Annotated in this window: 18 protein-coding genes and 1 tRNA gene; 5 read left to right on the top strand and 14 right to left on the bottom strand. The window is 34.1% G+C overall.

Going from position 1 to position 18828, the window contains the following annotated elements:
• Window positions 1–131: 131 nt before the first annotated feature.
• The 5 genes from A4F88_RS18695 (at window position 132) to A4F88_RS18680 (ending at window position 2764) form a co-directional block, all read left to right on the top strand.
• The gene (locus A4F88_RS18695) at window positions 132–974 is read left to right on the top strand and encodes an SIR2 family NAD-dependent protein deacylase (RefSeq protein ID WP_068844264.1); all 843 of its coding nucleotides are present in this window, start codon (window positions 132–134) and stop codon (window positions 972–974) included.
• A 117-nt stretch (window positions 975–1091) separates the two neighbouring features.
• Window positions 1092–1349 carry a hypothetical protein gene (locus tag A4F88_RS18690; protein ID WP_068844262.1) on the top strand — a complete coding sequence of 86 codons (258 nt, stop codon included), beginning with the start codon at window positions 1092–1094 and terminating at the stop codon, window positions 1347–1349.
• A 5-nt stretch (window positions 1350–1354) separates the two neighbouring features.
• Complete coding sequence (locus tag A4F88_RS25225) at window positions 1355–1546, top strand: hypothetical protein (RefSeq protein ID WP_073075449.1); 192 nt, start codon at window positions 1355–1357, stop codon at window positions 1544–1546.
• Between the two features lie 79 nt (window positions 1547–1625).
• Complete coding sequence (locus A4F88_RS18685; protein ID WP_068844260.1) at window positions 1626–2396, top strand: hypothetical protein; 771 nt, start codon at window positions 1626–1628, stop codon at window positions 2394–2396.
• Between the two features lie 32 nt (window positions 2397–2428).
• Window positions 2429–2764, top strand: a complete 336-nt coding sequence (locus A4F88_RS18680) for a hypothetical protein (protein WP_143155055.1) — start codon at window positions 2429–2431, stop codon at window positions 2762–2764.
• A gap of 63 nt (window positions 2765–2827) precedes the next feature.
• Here A4F88_RS18680 and A4F88_RS18675 read toward each other — a convergent pair.
• From A4F88_RS18675 to A4F88_RS18610, 14 genes are all read right to left on the bottom strand, one after another.
• Window positions 2828–2901 (bottom strand) — tRNA-Arg (locus A4F88_RS18675).
• A 67-nt stretch (window positions 2902–2968) separates the two neighbouring features.
• A complete protein-coding gene (locus A4F88_RS18670; RefSeq protein ID WP_068844256.1) occupies window positions 2969–3418 on the bottom strand; it encodes a GatB/YqeY domain-containing protein in 450 nt (149 codons plus the stop codon).
• Window positions 3419–3666: 248 nt separating this feature from the next.
• On the bottom strand, window positions 3667–5649 hold the full coding sequence (gene ftsZ, locus A4F88_RS18665) for a cell division protein FtsZ (protein ID WP_068844255.1): 1983 nt from the start codon (window positions 5647–5649) through the stop codon (window positions 3667–3669).
• An 83-nt stretch (window positions 5650–5732) separates the two neighbouring features.
• Complete coding sequence (gene ftsA / locus A4F88_RS18660; protein WP_068844254.1) at window positions 5733–7154, bottom strand: cell division protein FtsA; 1422 nt, start codon at window positions 7152–7154, stop codon at window positions 5733–5735.
• Window positions 7155–7160: 6 nt separating this feature from the next.
• Window positions 7161–7883, bottom strand: coding sequence for a cell division protein FtsQ/DivIB (locus A4F88_RS18655; protein ID WP_068844252.1), 723 nt, complete (start codon window positions 7881–7883; stop codon window positions 7161–7163).
• On the bottom strand, window positions 7870–9219 hold the full coding sequence (gene murC / locus A4F88_RS18650; RefSeq protein ID WP_068844250.1) for a UDP-N-acetylmuramate--L-alanine ligase: 1350 nt from the start codon (window positions 9217–9219) through the stop codon (window positions 7870–7872). The genes A4F88_RS18655 and murC overlap by 14 nt, the downstream gene beginning before the upstream one ends.
• A 153-nt stretch (window positions 9220–9372) precedes the next feature.
• A complete protein-coding gene (gene murG / locus A4F88_RS18645; protein WP_068844248.1) occupies window positions 9373–10458 on the bottom strand; it encodes an undecaprenyldiphospho-muramoylpentapeptide beta-N-acetylglucosaminyltransferase in 1086 nt (361 codons plus the stop codon).
• Between the two features lie 49 nt (window positions 10459–10507).
• Window positions 10508–11818: an FtsW/RodA/SpoVE family cell cycle protein gene (locus A4F88_RS18640; protein ID WP_068844246.1), complete on the bottom strand. Its 1311-nt coding sequence runs from the start codon at window positions 11816–11818 to the stop codon at window positions 10508–10510.
• A gap of 80 nt (window positions 11819–11898) precedes the next feature.
• Window positions 11899–13230 (bottom strand): UDP-N-acetylmuramoyl-L-alanine--D-glutamate ligase, encoded by a 1332-nt coding sequence (gene murD, locus A4F88_RS18635; protein ID WP_068844244.1) that lies wholly within the window; start codon window positions 13228–13230, stop codon window positions 11899–11901.
• Window positions 13231–13294: 64 nt separating this feature from the next.
• The gene (locus tag A4F88_RS18630) at window positions 13295–13645 is read right to left on the bottom strand and encodes a four helix bundle protein (RefSeq protein WP_068844242.1); all 351 of its coding nucleotides are present in this window, start codon (window positions 13643–13645) and stop codon (window positions 13295–13297) included.
• Between the two features lie 54 nt (window positions 13646–13699).
• On the bottom strand, window positions 13700–14935 hold the full coding sequence (gene mraY, locus A4F88_RS18625; protein ID WP_068844240.1) for a phospho-N-acetylmuramoyl-pentapeptide-transferase: 1236 nt from the start codon (window positions 14933–14935) through the stop codon (window positions 13700–13702).
• An 80-nt stretch (window positions 14936–15015) separates the two neighbouring features.
• Window positions 15016–16479 carry a UDP-N-acetylmuramoyl-L-alanyl-D-glutamate--2,6-diaminopimelate ligase gene (locus A4F88_RS18620; RefSeq protein ID WP_068844238.1) on the bottom strand — a complete coding sequence of 488 codons (1464 nt, stop codon included), beginning with the start codon at window positions 16477–16479 and terminating at the stop codon, window positions 15016–15018.
• Window positions 16476–18485: a penicillin-binding protein gene (locus A4F88_RS18615; RefSeq protein WP_068844236.1), complete on the bottom strand. Its 2010-nt coding sequence runs from the start codon at window positions 18483–18485 to the stop codon at window positions 16476–16478. The genes A4F88_RS18620 and A4F88_RS18615 overlap by 4 nt, the downstream gene beginning before the upstream one ends.
• Window positions 18476–18823 carry an FtsL-like putative cell division protein gene (locus A4F88_RS18610; RefSeq protein WP_068844234.1) on the bottom strand — a complete coding sequence of 116 codons (348 nt, stop codon included), beginning with the start codon at window positions 18821–18823 and terminating at the stop codon, window positions 18476–18478. Before A4F88_RS18610 ends, A4F88_RS18615 begins: the two co-directional genes overlap by 10 nt.
• Window positions 18824–18828: the final 5 nt, after the last annotated feature.

Genomic DNA, 18828 nt, shown 5'->3' with positions numbered 1-18828 from the left:
TTATTGCGATAAAAACATTTCTTATATTCGCTTAATCTGATGACAACTCCCCCAACATAAATTTCAACTGGCTTAGTAAGCTTTTTAATTGCTAAAATAAACTGCAGCCAATCAATTTTAGCATTATAGATATGAAAGAACAACTTACAGAAATAATAAAGCACGTTTACCATAAAAACAATCGAAATTTATTCACATTTCTAACCGGAGCCGGAATTTCGGCCGAAAGCGGAATACCCACTTACAGAGGAATAGACGGTATATGGATAAAGGGAACTAAATTTCACAAACCGGAAGAATTTGGAACTTTTACATATTTTAAAGAAAATCCCGAAGAGGTTTGGCAATACTCTCTTTTCAGAAAAAAGATGTTTGAAAATGCCCAGCCTAATCAGAGTCATCGAGAAATAGTGGAAATTGAAAATCTTTTACAGGATAGATTTCATTTAATAACTCAGAACATAGACAATTTACATCGTCGTTCCAGAAGTAACAGAATTTATGAAATACACGGAAATAACAGAGAAATTAAGTGCTCTAATGGCTGTAAGGAAATCGAATCACTTCCTGCTGAAATTGAAGGAAAAGATATAGACGAAGATCTGACTGCTAAAGATATTGATCTATTAAAATGTAAAGAGTGCGGTGGCTGGATGCGGCCAAATATTCTTTGGTTTGATGAACGTTATAACGAGAAGACAAACAAGATCTTTAGTTCTCTTAAAATAGCCAAAAATTCAGGTATACTGTTTATTGTTGGAACTTCGGGTGCCACAAATTTACCAATGACAATTGCTGAAACAACCTTAAAATATGGAGGAACAATTGTCGACATTAATACCGAAGACAATTTGTTTACAGATTTAATCAAAAACAAAAAAAATAAAATTATTATTCGGGAGACTTCTACAACAGCTTTAAGAACAATTAAAGAAATCCTAAACGAGAATTTTAAAAATCAATCCATAAAATAATTCCTTATTATTTTATATATTCGTTTAAAGACAAATTAACTTATGGCACAACACATTCTAAAATTAGGATGATTGGCGTCATTTTTATAACCACTATAAACAAACTAACCAATCCAGATGAAGAAAAGTATTTACCAGGAATTAACAACTGAAAAATTAATAAAAAAGAGGGATTTATTGAAAGGAGTTTCGATTGGCTTCGGAATTATTTTTATACTGGCTATCGCTGTTGTAATTTATATTTTTAGTTCAAAAGGAGTTAAGAATGTTTCGATCGCAACACTTATTCCGGTTTTTACATTACCTATGACTTTTGTTCCTTTACTGATCAATTTAAGTTTGATGAATAAAGAAATTAAATCCAGAAATCTTTAAACAACATGGAAAATCAAAAAGTGCCCGTATTTACTTTTAGCATAGTGGCCATTATTTTAGTATCGGCATTGTACAAGCAATTTGACTTTGAAACCCTGAAATTTGAGAAACCTGCACTGGCAATTCTTTATATCATTGTGCTTTCATTATCAATTTCCGTTCTAATCAAAAGCCGAAAGAGAAATTCTGGGAAATAATAAAACTGATCATAAACAGACATAAAAACACCTATTTCGTAATGAAATAGGTTTTTGTTTTAAAAAAACCTACTTAAAAATGAGTGATTGGAATACTTTACATTTTTTCGATGATAAATACTTTTATGCTAACATAGCATCTGACTTATCTAATGAAGGCCATTTATTAAAAAAATATTTTAAATCTGATTTATGGAAGCACATTTTATTCGACAATAATAATAGCGATGCAAGAATAAAAGCAATGCTAGATTTTTGTCAACACTTAGATAAAGATTTTAAACGACATGAAGAACTATCTTCCATTTTCAATAGAAAGAAACAGCCTAATGAAGAATATTCAAAATTCCGACATCAGTTAAATCAAGATGAAAAAGAATTTATATTAAAAAACACTTACGCATTTGCAGACCTCAATGATACTTTACCACTACTATTATTCTCTGAATGTGCCAGCTTTAATCCACATTTGATTTTAGGACGCCGCATTTTTTCAGGAGCTGTTGATGCCAAGCCAAAATCAGTTTCAGAACAAATTATTTCACAAATAATGCATACAGAGACTGGATGCGTTTACTCTTATGGGGGAGAAGGAATAATTAATTGGATAACCAATGAAGAATTACAACTACTATGGCTAGACAAAGACAATCTATTTGCAAAAAATCCCGAATCTGAAGATTATTTTCAGGATTTCCTGACCTTTACAGCTATTGCAATTAAAAATAATTGGGGATTTATTTCAGTAACGAATGTAAGAGAAGAATTATTGAAAAAAGCTAAAAATCCTTTTTTTGAAACTGATTTAGATTTAAAATCCTTAGGAGTAAAGAACATTATTAACTACTAGTGATTAAATATCTAATCGAAAAAAGAAAAAAAATGCTAAAAAAATTAATCGAAATAAATAAGAAAATAGGTTTTGAAAAAATGGCAAATGCTTTTTTGTTAATTTTAATTTTTCACTTGTTATTCGTTTTTGCAATTTACTATTCAACAAAATTTAATTTTCAAAACCCTTTAATTCCTAAAATTATAGGTCTTGAGATTTTTGCACCGTATGCTCAAAAAGGATTGATTATAACCTTTGGATTATTAATATCAACTATATTTAAATTCCTAAAACAAGATTTATTTGTAATTTTAATTTGTTTAATCGTTATTTCATTTTATTATTTCACAAGTTTTGAAGCTGATTTTAGTGCATATCAAAAATGATAAAACAAATCTAATTGCATAAAAAAGCCTGAGAATATAATTCTCAGGCTTTAAAATTTATAGTGACCGCGGAGGGGTTCGAACCCCCAACCCTCAGAGCCGAAATCTGATATTCTATCCAGTTGAACTACGCGGTCAGTTGATTTATGATTTTAGAGTTCAGAATTTCGATTAGCGATCTAAGTTCTGAACTCTAAAATTTATTTATGATAATAATTTTTTCACAATTGTAGAAATGGTTTTTCCTTCAGCAGTTCCGCCTAATTGTGCAGATGCTAATCCCATAACTTTACCCATTGAAGCGATTCCTGAAGCGCCTGTTTCAGCAATAATTTTTGCAATTACAGCCTCTACTTCTTCTTCACTTAATTGTGCCGGTAAAAACTTCTCAATTACAGCAACCTGAGCTAATTCCGGTTCTGCTAAATCAGGACGGTTTTGCTCTGTAAAGATTCTTGCGCTTTCTTTACGGGTTTTAACTAATCTTTGAAGTAATTTAATCTCTTCGTCTTCTTTTAAATCTTCTTTAGATCCTGAAGCTGTAGAGGCTAATAACAATTCAGATTTAATTGCTCTTAATGCTTCTAACGCTACAGTATCTTTTGCTTTCATGGCGGTTTTTATTTCATCCATGATTTTTGCTTGTAAACTCATCTTTTATTTTTTATTTAAAATAAGCAAATGCCTATTAATTGTTTTTATTTAGTATTTTTAAGTTGTCAGGCTGAGCGAAGTCGAAGCCCTTTCCAATGAGAAGTCCTTCGACTTCGCTCAGGGTGACAAGATTGTCTTTAAAATACTATTTTAAAAGTCAAATTTCTAAATTCTGTGCGAAGATAAAAAAAATAACCCGAAAATTAAATCCAATTTTCGGGTCATCTTAAATTATTAAGATCACAAGATTAATCTACGTTGTCGTGCAAAAATGAATTATTTGAACGCAATTGTAAATCATTATTGCTGTCTGTCCCAACTGAAATTCTTGAATTGGTGTTACCTGACTGAGAGTTTGACAAATCGATTCCTAATCTTTTGTAAGCCGGCTCTTTTTCAAGCTCATCAATTCTTGAAACATTATTATGGAATTTATAATTAAATTCTTTTAATTTTTTTCTTCTTTCTTCTGCTCTTAGGCGTAAAGTTTCCTCAATTGTCAATTCCATCGGAGAAACTTCTGAAGTAGTTGTGAAAGTAGCTTCGCTGGCAAAATCAACTTTTGGTTTCATGGTGATATTTAATTCCGCCGGAATTACTTCTTCTACCACTTTTTCAACAGGTTTTGATGCCATCAGATCATTTTCAACCTCCATGTATTCTTCTAACGAATATTTGATGATTCCTTTGTCTGAAAGTTCAGTAACCGGTACAAATTGTACTGGATCATTTACTTTTATATTACGGGTCTCATTCGTTAGTTCGAACAAAATTTTATTTTCCTGCTCTGCAACTGGTTCTTTTTTAACTTCTGGCTCTGATCTGAAAAGCGGTAAGTCAAATGAAAAAGTAGTTTGTTCTTCTCTTTCAAAAGTTCTTTGCTGAACAGGTTTTACATCCTGAAAAGTTTGCACTTCCGGAGTCGAAATCGTAAAATCGATATCTGTAATTGGCGAAACAATCTCAAAAGTTACATCCAGGTTTTTAATAAACTCAGACATTACAACCAATTCTTCCTGATTCATCGTTGGAGCAACAGGAGTTGGTATATGTGCTGTTGGAGTAAATGTATCTTCATCTTCCATTAAATCAAAAACAATCTTTTCTTCTGATTTTGCTGTAGGCGTATCAATTGTAAGATCAAAAGATGTAACTGGTTTATTGGTTAGATTATGAACGCTTCTTTGTTCATCTTCTAATGTATGAATGATTTTTTTAGGTTCTGTATTAACAATTTCATTTTGTTGTTCAACATCAAAACCAGTCGCAATAATAGTTACGGCAATTGCCTCACCAAGAGTTTCGTCTTCACCAACTCCCATGATAATATTGGCATTGTAACCTGCTTCTGCCTGAATGTGATCATTGATTTCTCCAATTTCATCCAATGTAATTTCATTTGATCCAGAAACGATAAGCAACAATACGTTTTTGGCTCCTGTAATTTTGTTGTCATTTAACAATGGAGAATCTAATGCCGAAATGATAGCGTCTTTGGCTCTGTTTTCACCTGCGGCAACAGAAGATCCCATGATTGCTGTTCCACTGTTTGACAAAACAGTTTTAGCATCACGTAAATCGATATTTTGAGTATAGTGGTGCGTAATAACTTCAGCAATACCTCTTGAGGCTGTTGCCAAAACTTCGTCCGCTTTAGAGAATCCTGCTTTAAAACCAAGATTTCCGTATACTTCTCTTAACTTATTATTATTGATTACAATTAACGAATCTACCTGCTTACGCAATTTTTCGATTCCTAAAAGCGCCTGCTCCTGACGTACCTTTCCTTCAAACTGAAAAGGGATTGTTACGATACCAACAGTTAAGATCTCTCTTTCTTTTGCCAATTGCGCAATTACCGGAGCTGCACCAGTACCGGTTCCACCACCCATACCAGCTGTAATGAATACCATTTTGGTACCACGATCTAACATTTTCTCGATATCGGCAATACTTTCAATAGCAGATTGTTGTCCTACATCAGGATTTGCTCCTGCTCCAAGACCTTCTGTTAAATTAACCCCTAACTGAATTTTGTTAGGTACCGAACTGTTCTGCAGTGCCTGTGAGTCAGTATTACAAACGATAAAATCAACGCCTTTAATACCTTGTTTAAACATATGGTTGATAGCATTACTACCTCCTCCACCTACACCTATTACTTTGATTACATTTGATTGGTTTTTTGGTAAATCAAATGAAATGCTTCCAAATTCTGAGTTGCTCATCATCTTTTTGGTTTTTGAAATTCTTATTTAATACATTTTTTACTTCTTGACTTGGGGCCAATAGTAATTCCTTTTCTCTTATTATCTTATTCTGCGTTGTCTAAAAAATCTTTGATTTTATCGACATATCGGTCAAAAAATGATCTTCTTATTTTTGTTTCGGTAGATTCTTCTTTAGAGTTATTATTTCTAACTTCTCTTGTTTCTTCAACAGTTTCTACTCTTTCAACGTAGTTTTCTTCAACTTCGTATCGCTGTTGTACCGGTTGCTGTGGCTGAACCGGAACATTTCTGTATACTACTTTTGGCTGTTCATTTACAATTTCCATTCTTACAGCACTTTGTGTGCTATTTTCGATACTGTTCATTACTAATCCAACAGCAGTTGCAAATAACGGGCTTGAAATTTCTTCGCTTGAATTTCCTGCTAAATGCTCGTTTGGATATCCAATTCTGGTATCCATACCTGTAATGTACTCTACTAATTGTTTAATGTGTTTTAGCTGAGCCCCACCACCTGTAAGAACGATTCCGGCAATTAATTTTTTACGAGGATCTTCGTGTCCGTAAGCTTTAATTTCAGCAAAAACCTGTTCTACAATTTCCACCACACGGGCGTGAATAATTTTAGAAAGATTTTTTAATGAAATCTCTTTTGGCTCTCTTCCTCTTAAACCAGGGATAGAAACAATCTCGTTGTCTTTATTTTCTCCCGGCCAGGCTGATCCGAATTTTATTTTTAAAAGCTCTGCTTGTTTTTCGATAATCGAACAGCCTTCTTTAATATCATCTGTAATTACATTTCCTCCAAAAGGAATAACTGCTGTATGACGAATAATTCCATCTTTAAAAATGGCTAAGTCTGTTGTTCCGCCTCCAATATCGATCAATGCAACTCCAGCTTCTTTTTCTTCCTGACTTAAAACTGCATCTGCAGAAGCTAAAGGCTCTAATGTTAATCCTGACAATTCGATTCCTGAACTCTGAATACATCTTCCAACATTTCTGATGGATGAAGCCTGCCCAACTACAACGTGAAAACTAGATTCTAATCTTCCGCCGTACATTCCGATTGGCTCTTTAATTTCAGATTGCCCGTCGATTTTAAATTCCTGTGGCAAAACGTGAATAATTTCTTCACCCGGTAACATGGCCAGTTTATTTACCTGATCAATTAAAAGCTGAATATCTTTTTCACCAATTACTTCCTCAGGATTATTACGGCTGATGTAATCTGTATGCTGTATACTTCTGATGTGTTGTCCTGCGATTCCAACAACGACATCTTTAATTTTATAACCTGAATTATTTTCTGCCTCAAGTATTGCTTGCTGAATCGATTGAATTGTTTGCGTAATGTTGTTTACCACTCCTCGTGCAACTCCCAAACTTTTGGATTTTCCAATACCCAAAATTTCCAACTTACCATACTCATTCTTCTTGCCGATCATGGCAACAATTTTTGTCGTTCCAATATCTAGACCTACTGCAATGTTATCTTTTTCCATTTTCTATTATTTTGTGCAAACTACTTGTTCCGTAAACCTAAGGTCAATTTTATTGTATTTATATAACGTACTATCTAAAACAGCTTTTTGAAAAAACGCTTTATAGTTTCTAAATTTCTTATCAACATTCATCGTTCTGCCAAAATCAATGAAGTAATTATAATTTCTATTAAACATTTTTAGGCTGCCATTAGGCATAATTTGTATCGCAATGATGTTTTTTCTCAAAAACGCATCGTCGTAAATTGTGCGAAATAAAGCAGCTAAATCTTCGTTATTTTTTTCATTTATTGTCCCTGAAACAAGCGGAACCCGTGCAGTAAAATTGTCTGACAAAGGCATTTTATTTCCCTCATAGTCAATATAAAAAGAGCGATCACCATCATAAACTCGCGCTATTGGTGTCTTCTGTTTTACTACTGCTTTTAGAACGCCATCGATACTTACAAAAACGTCTGACTTTTCAATCATGTCTTGCGTATCGAGGGTTTTCTCTATCTTATTCAAATCTAACTCATCTTTTCTAATACTGGAAGCGTCTCTTTTATTTTCTATCAACAATTTATTAACCGTTTCCGGCTTCACAAAAAGCGTATTTTCCCCTACAAAAACGACCATAGATTTTTTCAGTTTTCTATCTCCGTTTCGATGTTGGGCGAAAGAATATAAAAAAATTACAAGCCCTAAAATGAGCACTAATCGAATATTTATCCAATTAAATATTTTCATTTAGCATTTTTTTGATTGATGGTACCATTTCACCAATATCACCAGCTCCTATTGTTACAATTATTGGCGCATCACTGGCTTTGATTTCCGCTAATAAATCATTTTTTGCAACAATTTTCCTGTTCGGGTTTGTCATTTTACCTAACAGCCACTCTGATGTAATTCCTTCCATCGGTAACTCACGTGCCGGGTAAATATCCATTAAAAAAACTTCATCAAACTGAGATAAACTTTCGGCAAAACCATCTGCAAAATCCCGTGTTCTGCTGAACAAATGCGGCTGAAAAATTGCCAGTACCTTACGTCCCGGGTACAATTCTCTAACTGCCTGATGTACTGCATTTATTTCTGTTGGATGATGTGCATAATCATCAATATAAACTAACTTATCTGACTTAATCTGATATGAAAAACGTCTTCTGATTCCGTTGAATGAAGCAATGGCTTTTGCAATAGACCCGGTCGGGGTGCCGAAAGTTTTCGCCATAGCAATAGCCATTAATCCATTCATAAGATTGTGTCTTCCAGGCAATCCAAAATGCAGGTCCTTCATAATTTCTGATGGCGTCTGCACATCAAAAACATAACTTCCGTCTTCTATGCGAACATTGAACGCTTTATATACAGCATCTTCATTGATAGCACATTGCACCCCTTCAAGTGGCAATTCTTTTGTTACAAAAAGATGATTTTTATCTTCTACTTTCGATGCAAATTCTACAAACGAAGCTTCAATTGCATCACTTGTTCCATAGATATCCAAATGATCGGCATCCATAGAGGTAACACAGGCAATATTGGGATGCAAATGCAAAAATGAGCGATCAAATTCATCTGCTTCTACAACAGTTACAGTTTTTCCGTTTCCAATCAGATTCGAATTATAGTTTTCTACAATTCCACCCACAAATGCAGTAACATCAGCTCCACTTTCATACAAAATATGTCCTAGAATACTTGATGTTGTTGTTTTTCCATGTGTTCCTGCTACTGCAAAACTAAAAGTCCCCTGCGTTATAATTCCTAAAACTTCGGCACGCTTTTTAATTACGTATTGTCTTTCAATAAAATAATTCCACTCTGAATGTGACGCAGGAACCGCAGGAGTAAAAATGACTAATGTATTCTCTACATAATAATCACCCGGAATTAAACTAATATTATCTTCAAAATGAATATCAATACCGCTTTCAATCAACTCACTTGTTAGCATTGATGGTGTTTTATCGTAACCAGAAACCTGTTTCCCTATGTTTTTAAAATAGCGGGCCAGGGCACTCATTCCGATACCTCCAATACCAATAAAATAAACGTTTTGTATTTGATCTAAATTCATTTCTATTTGTTTTTGAGCCCGTTACAGTTCTTTAAATTTATTAAAAAGCTAATAACCAAACCTTTATATTTTTTACTGTTTTAGGGATCAAAAATGCCTAAAATAGTGTTCTCTTTTTTATCTGATGTTGTATAATTTTAACTAAAAATTACATTATAACAACTTTACGATCTGACTTACAATGTCTTTGGTCGCATTTGGCATGGCCAGTTTTTTTATGTTTGCACTCAATTGCTTTTGTTTTCCTTCGTCTTTTAACAAAGCTTCAAAAACAATACTAAACTGACTGTCTAATTCTGATTCTCTCAATAAAATAGCTCCTTTTTCATCTACAATAGCCTGAGCATTTTTCGTCTGATGGTCTTCGGCAACATTTGGTGACGGAATAAAAATTACTGGTTTCCCTACAATACATAATTCCGAAACTGACGATGCACCTGCCCGTGAAATAATCATATCTGCTGCAGCGTAAACAAAATCCATTCTTTCAATAAAATCAACTACTCTAACATTTTGCTGATTGTGCTTTTTATAATCTTCAAAATATAATTTTCCGCATTGCCAGATCACCTGTACATCTTGTGACACTATATTTTGCAGTTCTTTTTCGATTAACTGGTTCACTCTTCTGGCACCTAAACTCCCACCAAGAACCAACAGTGTTTTTTTATTAGGATCTAAACCATAAAATGCAATCGCTTCATCCCGCTTGCTATCTATATCTATTAAATCCTGACGAACCGGATTTCCGGTTAAAACAATCTTTTCTTTTGGAAAAAATCGTTCGAGATTTTCATAGGCTACACAAATCACACTAGCCTTTTTACTCAATAACTTATTTGTAATTCCCGGAAATGAATTTTGTTCCTGAACTACAGTTGGAATTCCCGCTCCTCCTGCTGCCTGCAATAAAGGTCCGCTGGCAAAACCACCTGTTCCTATTACCACGTTTGGCTTAAATTGCTTGATGATTCGTCTTGACTCTAGCAAACTTGTTGCCAGTTTTAACGGAAACATCATATTTTGTAAAGTCAGTTTTCTTTGTAAACCGGCAATCCAAAGACCTTTTATTTCGTAACCTGCCTGAGGCACTTTTTGCATTTCCATTTTATCTTTGGCACCTACAAAAAGAAATTCTGCATCAGGGAATTGTAATTTTAATTCGTTTGCAATCGCAATTGCAGGATAAATATGTCCTCCCGTTCCACCACCACTTAGTATGAATTTATACTTTGTCATATTTTTAAAAGTTATAACGCTTTAAAAACTATACTGTTTTTCAACCTTCTTATTTATTTAATACTGCATTCATTGGATTTCTGGAATTATCCTCTATAGAATACATCCCTTCTTCTTCATATACTTCGTCTGCGGGCAAATCTTCTTCTGCTAGCTCTTTATCTATTAATCGCTGCAATGCTTCTCTTCGTCTTTCTTTTTCTTCCTGCTCTTCGGCAATTTCTTCTTCTTTTTTAGTCACGCTAATAATAATCCCAAGAGAGAAACAAGTCATCCAAATCGAACTACCCCCACTACTAATCAGCGGAAGTGTTTGTCCTGTTACCGGCAACAATTCGACAGCAACAGCCATATTGATCATTGCCTGAAATATCATCGGAAATCCGAGCCCAACGACGACTAACTTCCCAAATAATGTATTAGCTTTATGCGAGGCTATCACAAATCTGAACAATAGCAAGAGGTATAAAACCAATATTGCTACTCCTCCAACTAAACCGTATTCTTCTACAATAATGGCATAAATAAAATCAGAAGAGGATTGTGGTAAAAAGTTTTTCTGAACACTTTTTCCCGGTCCTAAACCTCCTAATCTTCCTGATGCAATTGCAATTTTCGCTTTTTCAATCTGGTAATCATCTTCATCCGGTTTGTCTGTGGTAAAGTTCTCTATACGACTTCCCCATGTTCCAACCCTGCTAAAGAACCTTGATTCCGGAAATGCTTTTGCCACTAAAAGAAAGAACGCTAACATTGCTATTCCTGATCCTATAATAAATCCAATATACTTTAATGGATATTTACCAATAAACGTCAACATAATTACCATTGAAAAAATCAACGCTGTAGTCGAAAAGTTTGCTGGCAAAATAAGCGCCAGTGTTATAAATACCGGCAGCCAAAGCTGTATTAATGAGACCTGAAACGGTTCGTTTTCTTCTTTGGTTTTAGATAAATATCTTGCAACAAATATGAACAATATACTAGCCGCCAAAGTCGATGTTTGAAACGTAATACCAATAAAAGGCACCTGAATCCAACGACTTGCATTTGCTCCGGCAATTACTGTTCCTTTCAACAAAGTATAGAGCAATAAAAACCACACAATTGGTAATGCTATTTTTGAAATCGCTCTAAAATAATGATATGGCACCCGGTGCACCCAATAAATAATCAGGAAACCAATACAAACGTGAGCCAAATGTTTCACTAAATACCCTAATGTATTTCCGGTTCCGTGACCAATGTATGCCAAATTACTACTCGCACTAAAAACAGGCATAAACGAAAACAACGCCAATAAAGCCACGAATGACCATATTACTCTATCTCCTTTTAGTTTGTTAACTAACTCCTTCATTGTTGTTTTGTTTCAAGTTTCTTTTGTTTCGGGTTTCACGTTTCAGGTGTCGAACTTGAAACCTGAAACATGAAACTTTTTTACAAGTTGTGTACCGCTTGCTTAAACTGCTTTCCTCTGTCTTCGTAGTTTTCGAACAAATCGAAACTTGCGCAGGCAGGAGATAGTAAAACCGCATCACCTTTTTCTGTTAAACGTTGTGCTGTTTTTACAGCATCGTTCATGTTGTTTACTTCGACCATAATATCAACAACATTTCCAAAAGCATTAATAATTTTATGATTATCAACTCCAAGACAGATAATGGCTTTTACTTTTTCACGAACTAATGACATTAGTTCATTGTAATCATTTCCTTTGTCAACACCTCCAACAATCCATACTGTTGGAACATTCATACTATCCAAAGCGAAGAAAGTAGCGTTTACATTTGTTGCTTTTGAATCGTTGATATATTGTACATTCTGAATTTTCAGTACTTTTTCTAAACGGTGTTCAACACCTTGAAAATTTGATAAACTTTCGCGTATTGTTGCATTTCTAATTTGCATCAATTTCGCTACAGAGCTTGCTGCCATTGCGTTTTTCATATTATGTTTTCCTTCTAACGCAATGTATTCTGTTTCCATTGTAAACTCTTCTTGGTTGATCTTTATTTCCATTTTGTTGTTATTTATAGAAGCCCCTTCATCAAACTTTTTCGTCAATGAAAAAGGAATTAATTTTGCTTTTGTTGTGTTATTTTTTAACCATTCTGCGCTTGCCTCATCGTCTGCATCATAAATAAGATAATCGCTTTCGGTCTGATTCATTGTTATTCTAAACTTTGAATCAATATATTTTTGATATTTATATTCATATCGGTCTAAATGATCCGGACTAATATTGGTTATAATAGCTATATCAGGTCTGTATTCTATGATTCCGTCCAACTGAAAACTACTAAGCTCTAAAACATATGCATCGTATTTATTTTCAGCAACCTGCCAGGCAAAACTTTTTCCGATATTCCCTCCTAATCCCACATTCAATCCTGCTGATTTTAACAGGTGGTGTGTTAGCATTGTTGTAGTTGTTTTACCATTACTACCTGTAATACCAATTGTTAGTGCTTCTGTGAAAGGTTTGGCAAATTCTATTTCCGAAATTACTTTTATTCCTGCTCCAATCAGCTTTTGTACAATGGGAGATTTCTCTGGAATTCCCGGACTTTTCATTACCACATCGGCATTCAAAATCAGGTCTTCGGTATGCTGTTCTTCTTCCCAGGCAATTTTATTAATAATAAGAACCTCTTTGTAACTCTCTTTTATCTTTCCAAAATCAGATACAAATACATCGTATCCTTTTTTCTTTCCGAGGATAGCGGTACCTACGCCACTTTCTCCTCCTCCTAAAACAACTAATCTCATACACTTGATAATTAAAAATTGAGAATTAAAAATTAAAAAACACTCTGGGTTTTTAATTGAATTCCTATTTTCCTTTTAGGGTTATTATAATTTTCGCTAATATTCTACAAATTTCACCTGCTTCATCATAAATGCTGTCAAACTTACTTGTAGAGATATAATCAGTTGCTTTTAATAATTTCAACCAATAAATGGTTTCTCTTGCTTCTTTATATGAAATCTCAAGTTTAAATAAAAACTCCTTATCAGAACGCCCGCCAATTGATTCTTCAACATTTGCTCCTATCGAAGTTCCTGACCTTAAAACTTGTTTACTCAGAACAAATTCTTTTTTGGTTTCTGTCAAATACTTATATAAATTGACAATTCTAACCGCAAAATCAAATGATTTACTCTGAATAAGATTTTCTTTCATTTTTTTTAAGAACGTGTAATATTTTAATTTTTAATTCTCAATCTTTAATTGAAACTATCTTAGTTTTAAAGTAATGATTGATAATATAGCCAACATGATTGCAACAATCCAGAATCGGGTTACAATTTTACTTTCATGATACCCTTTCTTTTGATAATGATGATGCAATGGTGACATCAGGAAAATTCTTCGGCCTTCGCCAAAACGTCTTTTTGTATATTTAAAGTAAGCCACCTGAATGATTACTGATGCACTTTCTGCAAGGAAAATACCGCAGAACAAAACGATCAATATTTCTTTACGAACTGCAATTGCCAAAACCGCAATAATTCCACCTATAGTTAAACTTCCTGTATCTCCCATAAAAACAGAAGCAGGAAAAGAGTTGTACCACAGAAACCCAATCAAAGCTCCCACAAAAGCAGATATAAAAACGGTCATTTCTCCCGAATTGGGGATATACATAATATTCAAATAATTAGAGAATATGATATTTCCTGAAAGAAACGTAAATATACCGAGCGCGAGGACCGATATTGCCGATGTTCCGGCCGCAAGTCCGTCGATTCCGTCAGTTAAATTTGCTCCGTTTGAAACTGCTGTGATAATAAAGATCACAACTGGAATAAAGACTAACCAAGCCCATTTTTCATATCCATCTCCTAAAAATGATAAAACTTCAGCATAATCAAATTCATTATTTTTTACGAAAGGAATTGTTGTTGCCGTTGATTTTTCTTCAACCGGTGCCGGCAAAACAACAGTTGTATTATTGCTTGCTGCTCTATATATATCTGTTCTTCCAGTATCTGTTCTCACTGTTACAGCAGGGTTAAAATAAAGAACTGCTCCAACTATAATTCCCAGACCAACTTGTCCGATAACTTTAAAAATTCCTTTAAGCCCTTGTTTGTCTTTTTTGAATATTTTAATATAATCATCTACAAAACCAATTGTCCCCATCCAAAGTGTTGTAACAATAAGCAATACGATATAAATATTATGTAAACGGGCAAATAACAAAACCGGCACCAGCGTTGCAAAAATAATAATCAGTCCACCCATTGTTGGAGTTCCTGCTTTTTCATTTTGACCTGCAAGACCTAATTCACGAACGGTTTCACCAACTTGCTGCTTACGCAAAAAGTTTATTATCCTTTTTCCGTAAATTGTTGATAAAAGCAACGAAAGCATAAAGGCCAACGCCGATCTGAATGTGATATACTGAAACACTCCTGTTCCCGGTATATCAAGTGTTTTGTCTAAATACTCAAATAAATAGTATAGCATATTCCGTTATTTTTTAAATTCCAATTTTGAAATTCCAAATTCCAATCATTTCAGTGGTATTTGAACTTAAAAATTATTAATTATTTTTTTAGCTGATCTAAAATTTCTTTTACTGTTTCCATATCATCAAAATGATGACGAACTCCATTTATTTCCTGATAGGTCTCATGTCCTTTTCCGGCAATTAGGATAATATCGTTTGGCTGAGCTAGCTGACAAGCTGTTTTTATTGCTTGTTTTCTATCTGTAATTCTCAGTACTTTTTTATAATTATGACCTTCAACACCTTTTTCCATTTCGTCCAAAATCACTTCAGGATCTTCGTTTCTTGGGTTGTCAGATGTTAAAATTGCTTTATCACTTAGATCTGTTGCAATTTTAGCCATTACAGGTCTTTTTGTTTTATCTCTGTTTCCTCCACAACCCACAACTGTAATCAATTGCTCGTTTTTAGTACGGATATCATTAATCGTTTTCAAAACATTATCTAATGCATCCGGCGTGTGTGCATAATCTACAATTGCCGTAATGCTTCCCTCTGAAACGATATATTGAAAACGACCTGAAACACTCTCTAAATCAGACAGTAAACGCAACGCTTCTAGACTATCCATCCCTAACTCTACAGCAGTTCCATAAATAGCCAAAACGTTGTAAGCATTAAAAGTTCCGATTAGTTTTACCCAAACTTCATTATCATTTACTTTTAACAATAATCCTGATAATTGACTCTCTAAAATTTGTGCTCTGAAATCAGCGTAAGATTTTAAAGCATATGTCAATTTTCTCGCAACTGTATTTTGTAACATCACAGTTCCATTTTTATCATCAATGTTTGATAATGCGAAAGCTGTTTTAGGCAACGAATCAAAAAATGACTTTTTTACATCTCTGTATTCTGCAAATGTTGGATGATAATCTAAATGATCGTGCGAAAGGTTTGTAAAAATTCCGCCTACAAAATGCAAAGCTTCAGTTCGTTTTTGATGAATTCCGTGTGAACTCACTTCCATAAAGCAATGTGTAACACCATTTTCAACCATTTCATTCAGATAATGATTTATGGTAATGGAATCCGGAGTTGTATGTGTTGCTTTATATTCTATCTGATCTACCATTATTTTTACAGTTGACAATAAACCAACTTTAAAACGTGCTTTCTCAAGCAATTGAAATAATAATGATGCAATTGTTGTTTTTCCGTTTGTTCCGGTTACGCCAACTAATTTTAATTTTTCAGAAGGATTTCCAAAATAATTAGCCGCCATAAAAGCCAATGCTGTATTCGTATCTTTTACCTGAATATAAGTAATTCCTTTTTCAACATTCTCCGGTAATGTATCGCAAATAACTGCAACAGCACCCAATTGAATTGCTTTTTCTATATAATCATGACCATCAGAAAGCGAACCGCGAATGGCAACAAAAACATCTTTTTCTTCAATTTTTCTTGAATCAAAATCAATTTTATGTATATCGATTTCTGTCGAACCTGTTACAGACTCAATAGCTACTTTATATAATATGTCTTTCAGTATTTTCACGATAATTCTAATACTATGATTGCGTTTTTACTAATACTTTCTCCAGCCTGTAAAGACTGTTTTTTTACTTTTCCTACTCCGTTTACTTTTACTTTTAAACCTAAGTTCTCCAGCAAAGCGATGGCATCCATTCCAGGCATTCCTTTTAAATCAGGAATCTGATTTAGTTTTTTATTTGCTTCGGCAGTATATTTATCATAACTGCTGTCTTGTTTTGGAATTTTGGAATCCAGTTTTTTAATCTTATTTGTGGATGGTGCATCTGTAAATATTTTTTGGGCAATTCGTTTAAAAACCGGCCCCGCAACATCTGCTCCGTAATAATTATTTTTAGATGTATTGGGCTTATGTACTACTACAATACAAGAATATTTTGGATGATCTGCCGGAAAATATCCCACAAAAGAAGATGCATAATACAATGCCGATTTCCCTTCTTTACCACCATAATTTACCTGTGCTGTTCCTGTTTTACCAGCCATCGAAAAATCTTTCGAATACAACTTAGATCCTGTTCCTTTTTTAACCACATTAAGCAATACTGCTTTTATTTTTTTTATTGTTTCCTCTGAACATACTTTCGGATTTAAAACCTCGACATCGAACTTCTTGATGGTTTTGTTCCACTCTTTAATTTCAGAAACAAATTGTGGTTTTACCATTACACCATTATTGGCAACTGAATTGTAAAAAGCCAGCGTTTGCATTGGTGTCACCGAAACTCCGTAACCAAAAGCCATCCAGGGCAATGAAACTCCTGACCAATGTTTGTCTCCGGGTTGTGGAATATACGGTCTTCCTTCTCCTTGAAAATGCAATCCTAATGTCTTATTTAATCCATAGCTATTAATGTGATTTACAAATTTTGACGGATTGCTTTTGTAATTATCATAAACTGCCTGAACCATTACTGTATTTGATGAAAGTTCAAAACCACGTGCTAATGAAATTTTCCCGTAACCACCTCTGTGCGAATCACGAACTGCACGTCCGTAATACCTCACTTCTCCACCATGACTGTCATAAACAGTACTTGTATCTGCCACTTTATCTTCTAAAATAGCCATTAAATCGACCAATTTAAAAGTAGATCCCGGCTCGTGAGATTCAGCAATTGCATAATTCGTAGTTTCATAATATGAACCATCTTCTGCTCTTCCTAAATTCGAAATTGCTTTTACATGACCCGTTTCTGTCTCCATAACCACTACACAACCGTGATCTGCCTGATAATCTTCTAATTGCTTCAATAAAGCATGGTGCGCAATATCCTGAATAAAAACATCTATTGTAGAAATCACATCAAAACCATCCAGCGGATCAACTTCATTGACATCGCGTATAGGCTTCCATTGTCCTTTTGCAATTTTTTGTTTTAGAATTTTACCGTCTTTTCCGTTCAGGTATTTTTTAAAAGCCCATTCAATTCCTTTACCTACTTCAACTCCGGTTGCCGGATCTATACGATCATAACCTATTGTTCTTTCTGCAATTTTTCCTATCGGATGTTTTCTAACTGTTTCCTGCTCAATGATTATTCCGCCTTTAAAAGCTCCCAGATTGAACAAAGGAAATCCTTTTATTTTTACATACTCTGTATAACTCAGATTACGGGCAATCAAATAGTAACGGTTTTTATTCGCCCTTGCTTTTCTTAATTCCTTTTCGAAATAACTTCCTGATTTATCCAAAACCGTTGCCAGAGAATCTGATAATGACTTTACATATTTTTCAAAAGTTTCTGTTTTTGGCGCTTTGGCATCAAATCTAATTTCATAATTAGGAATTGAGGTTGCCAGTAAACTTCCGTCAGCAGAATAGATGTTTCCTTTGTTTGCCGGAATTACAAAATTTCTAACGGTACGCTGTTTTGCCAGTTTTCTGTAATGATCTCCTTCAACCCATTGAATATTGGTTAACTTAACAACAATAGCAATTGCCATCACAAAGATGAAAACTGCTACGAGGTAAATTCTGTAGGATATATTTTTATCGTCTACTGCCATATTCTTTTAAAGAAACTTTTTTCTTCTTCTTTTTGAACTTCTATTTTCACAGGAGGAACTGTTGACGGAAATATTTGTTTTTCAAGCATTTTATCCGATATAGTTGACTCCATCTTCAATTTCATTAATTCTGAACGTCGATCTACAAATTCTGATCTCAATTCTTTCACTTCATTATTCAGCTTTGCAATTTCAAAAACCTTTTGCTCGTATCGCTGTGTATTTGCAATCATCAGAATCGCAAGCAGGATTATAAAAACAATGAATCTCCAGTTTTTTACTGCATCATCATTGATCAAGAATCTTGCTTTTAATATTCCAAATACTCCACTTTTCATTTTTT

It is taken from the genome of Flavobacterium chilense (assembly GCF_001602525.1).
Taxonomy (GTDB): Bacteria; Bacteroidota; Bacteroidia; order Flavobacteriales; family Flavobacteriaceae; genus Flavobacterium; species Flavobacterium chilense.
Note: the sequence above shows the minus strand (reverse complement) of the source record. Positions and strands in the feature narration are given on the sequence as shown.

Coding starts and splice junctions, on each gene's coding strand:
- A4F88_RS18610 (WP_068844234.1), bottom strand. CDS start 18,823: ATGAAAAGTGGAGTATTTGGAATATTAAAAGCAAGATTCTTGATCAAT.
- A4F88_RS18655 (WP_068844252.1), bottom strand. CDS start 7,883: ATGAAAATATTTAATTGGATAAATATTCGATTAGTGCTCATTTTAGGG.
- A4F88_RS25225 (WP_073075449.1), top strand. CDS start 1,355: ATGGAAAATCAAAAAGTGCCCGTATTTACTTTTAGCATAGTGGCCATT.
- murD (WP_068844244.1), bottom strand. CDS start 13,230: ATGAGATTAGTTGTTTTAGGAGGAGGAGAAAGTGGCGTAGGTACCGCT.
- ftsA (WP_068844254.1), bottom strand. CDS start 7,154: ATGGAAAAAGATAACATTGCAGTAGGTCTAGATATTGGAACGACAAAA.
- A4F88_RS18615 (WP_068844236.1), bottom strand. CDS start 18,485: ATGGCAGTAGACGATAAAAATATATCCTACAGAATTTACCTCGTAGCA.
- mraY (WP_068844240.1), bottom strand. CDS start 14,935: ATGCTATACTATTTATTTGAGTATTTAGACAAAACACTTGATATACCG.
- A4F88_RS18670 (WP_068844256.1), bottom strand. CDS start 3,418: ATGAGTTTACAAGCAAAAATCATGGATGAAATAAAAACCGCCATGAAA.
- murG (WP_068844248.1), bottom strand. CDS start 10,458: ATGACAAAGTATAAATTCATACTAAGTGGTGGTGGAACGGGAGGACAT.
- A4F88_RS18630 (WP_068844242.1), bottom strand. CDS start 13,645: ATGAAAGAAAATCTTATTCAGAGTAAATCATTTGATTTTGCGGTTAGA.
- A4F88_RS18690 (WP_068844262.1), top strand. CDS start 1,092: ATGAAGAAAAGTATTTACCAGGAATTAACAACTGAAAAATTAATAAAA.
- A4F88_RS18695 (WP_068844264.1), top strand. CDS start 132: ATGAAAGAACAACTTACAGAAATAATAAAGCACGTTTACCATAAAAAC.
- A4F88_RS18680 (WP_143155055.1), top strand. CDS start 2,429: ATGCTAAAAAAATTAATCGAAATAAATAAGAAAATAGGTTTTGAAAAA.
- ftsZ (WP_068844255.1), bottom strand. CDS start 5,649: ATGATGAGCAACTCAGAATTTGGAAGCATTTCATTTGATTTACCAAAA.
- murC (WP_068844250.1), bottom strand. CDS start 9,219: ATGAATTTAGATCAAATACAAAACGTTTATTTTATTGGTATTGGAGGT.
- A4F88_RS18685 (WP_068844260.1), top strand. CDS start 1,626: ATGAGTGATTGGAATACTTTACATTTTTTCGATGATAAATACTTTTAT.
- A4F88_RS18640 (WP_068844246.1), bottom strand. CDS start 11,818: ATGAAGGAGTTAGTTAACAAACTAAAAGGAGATAGAGTAATATGGTCA.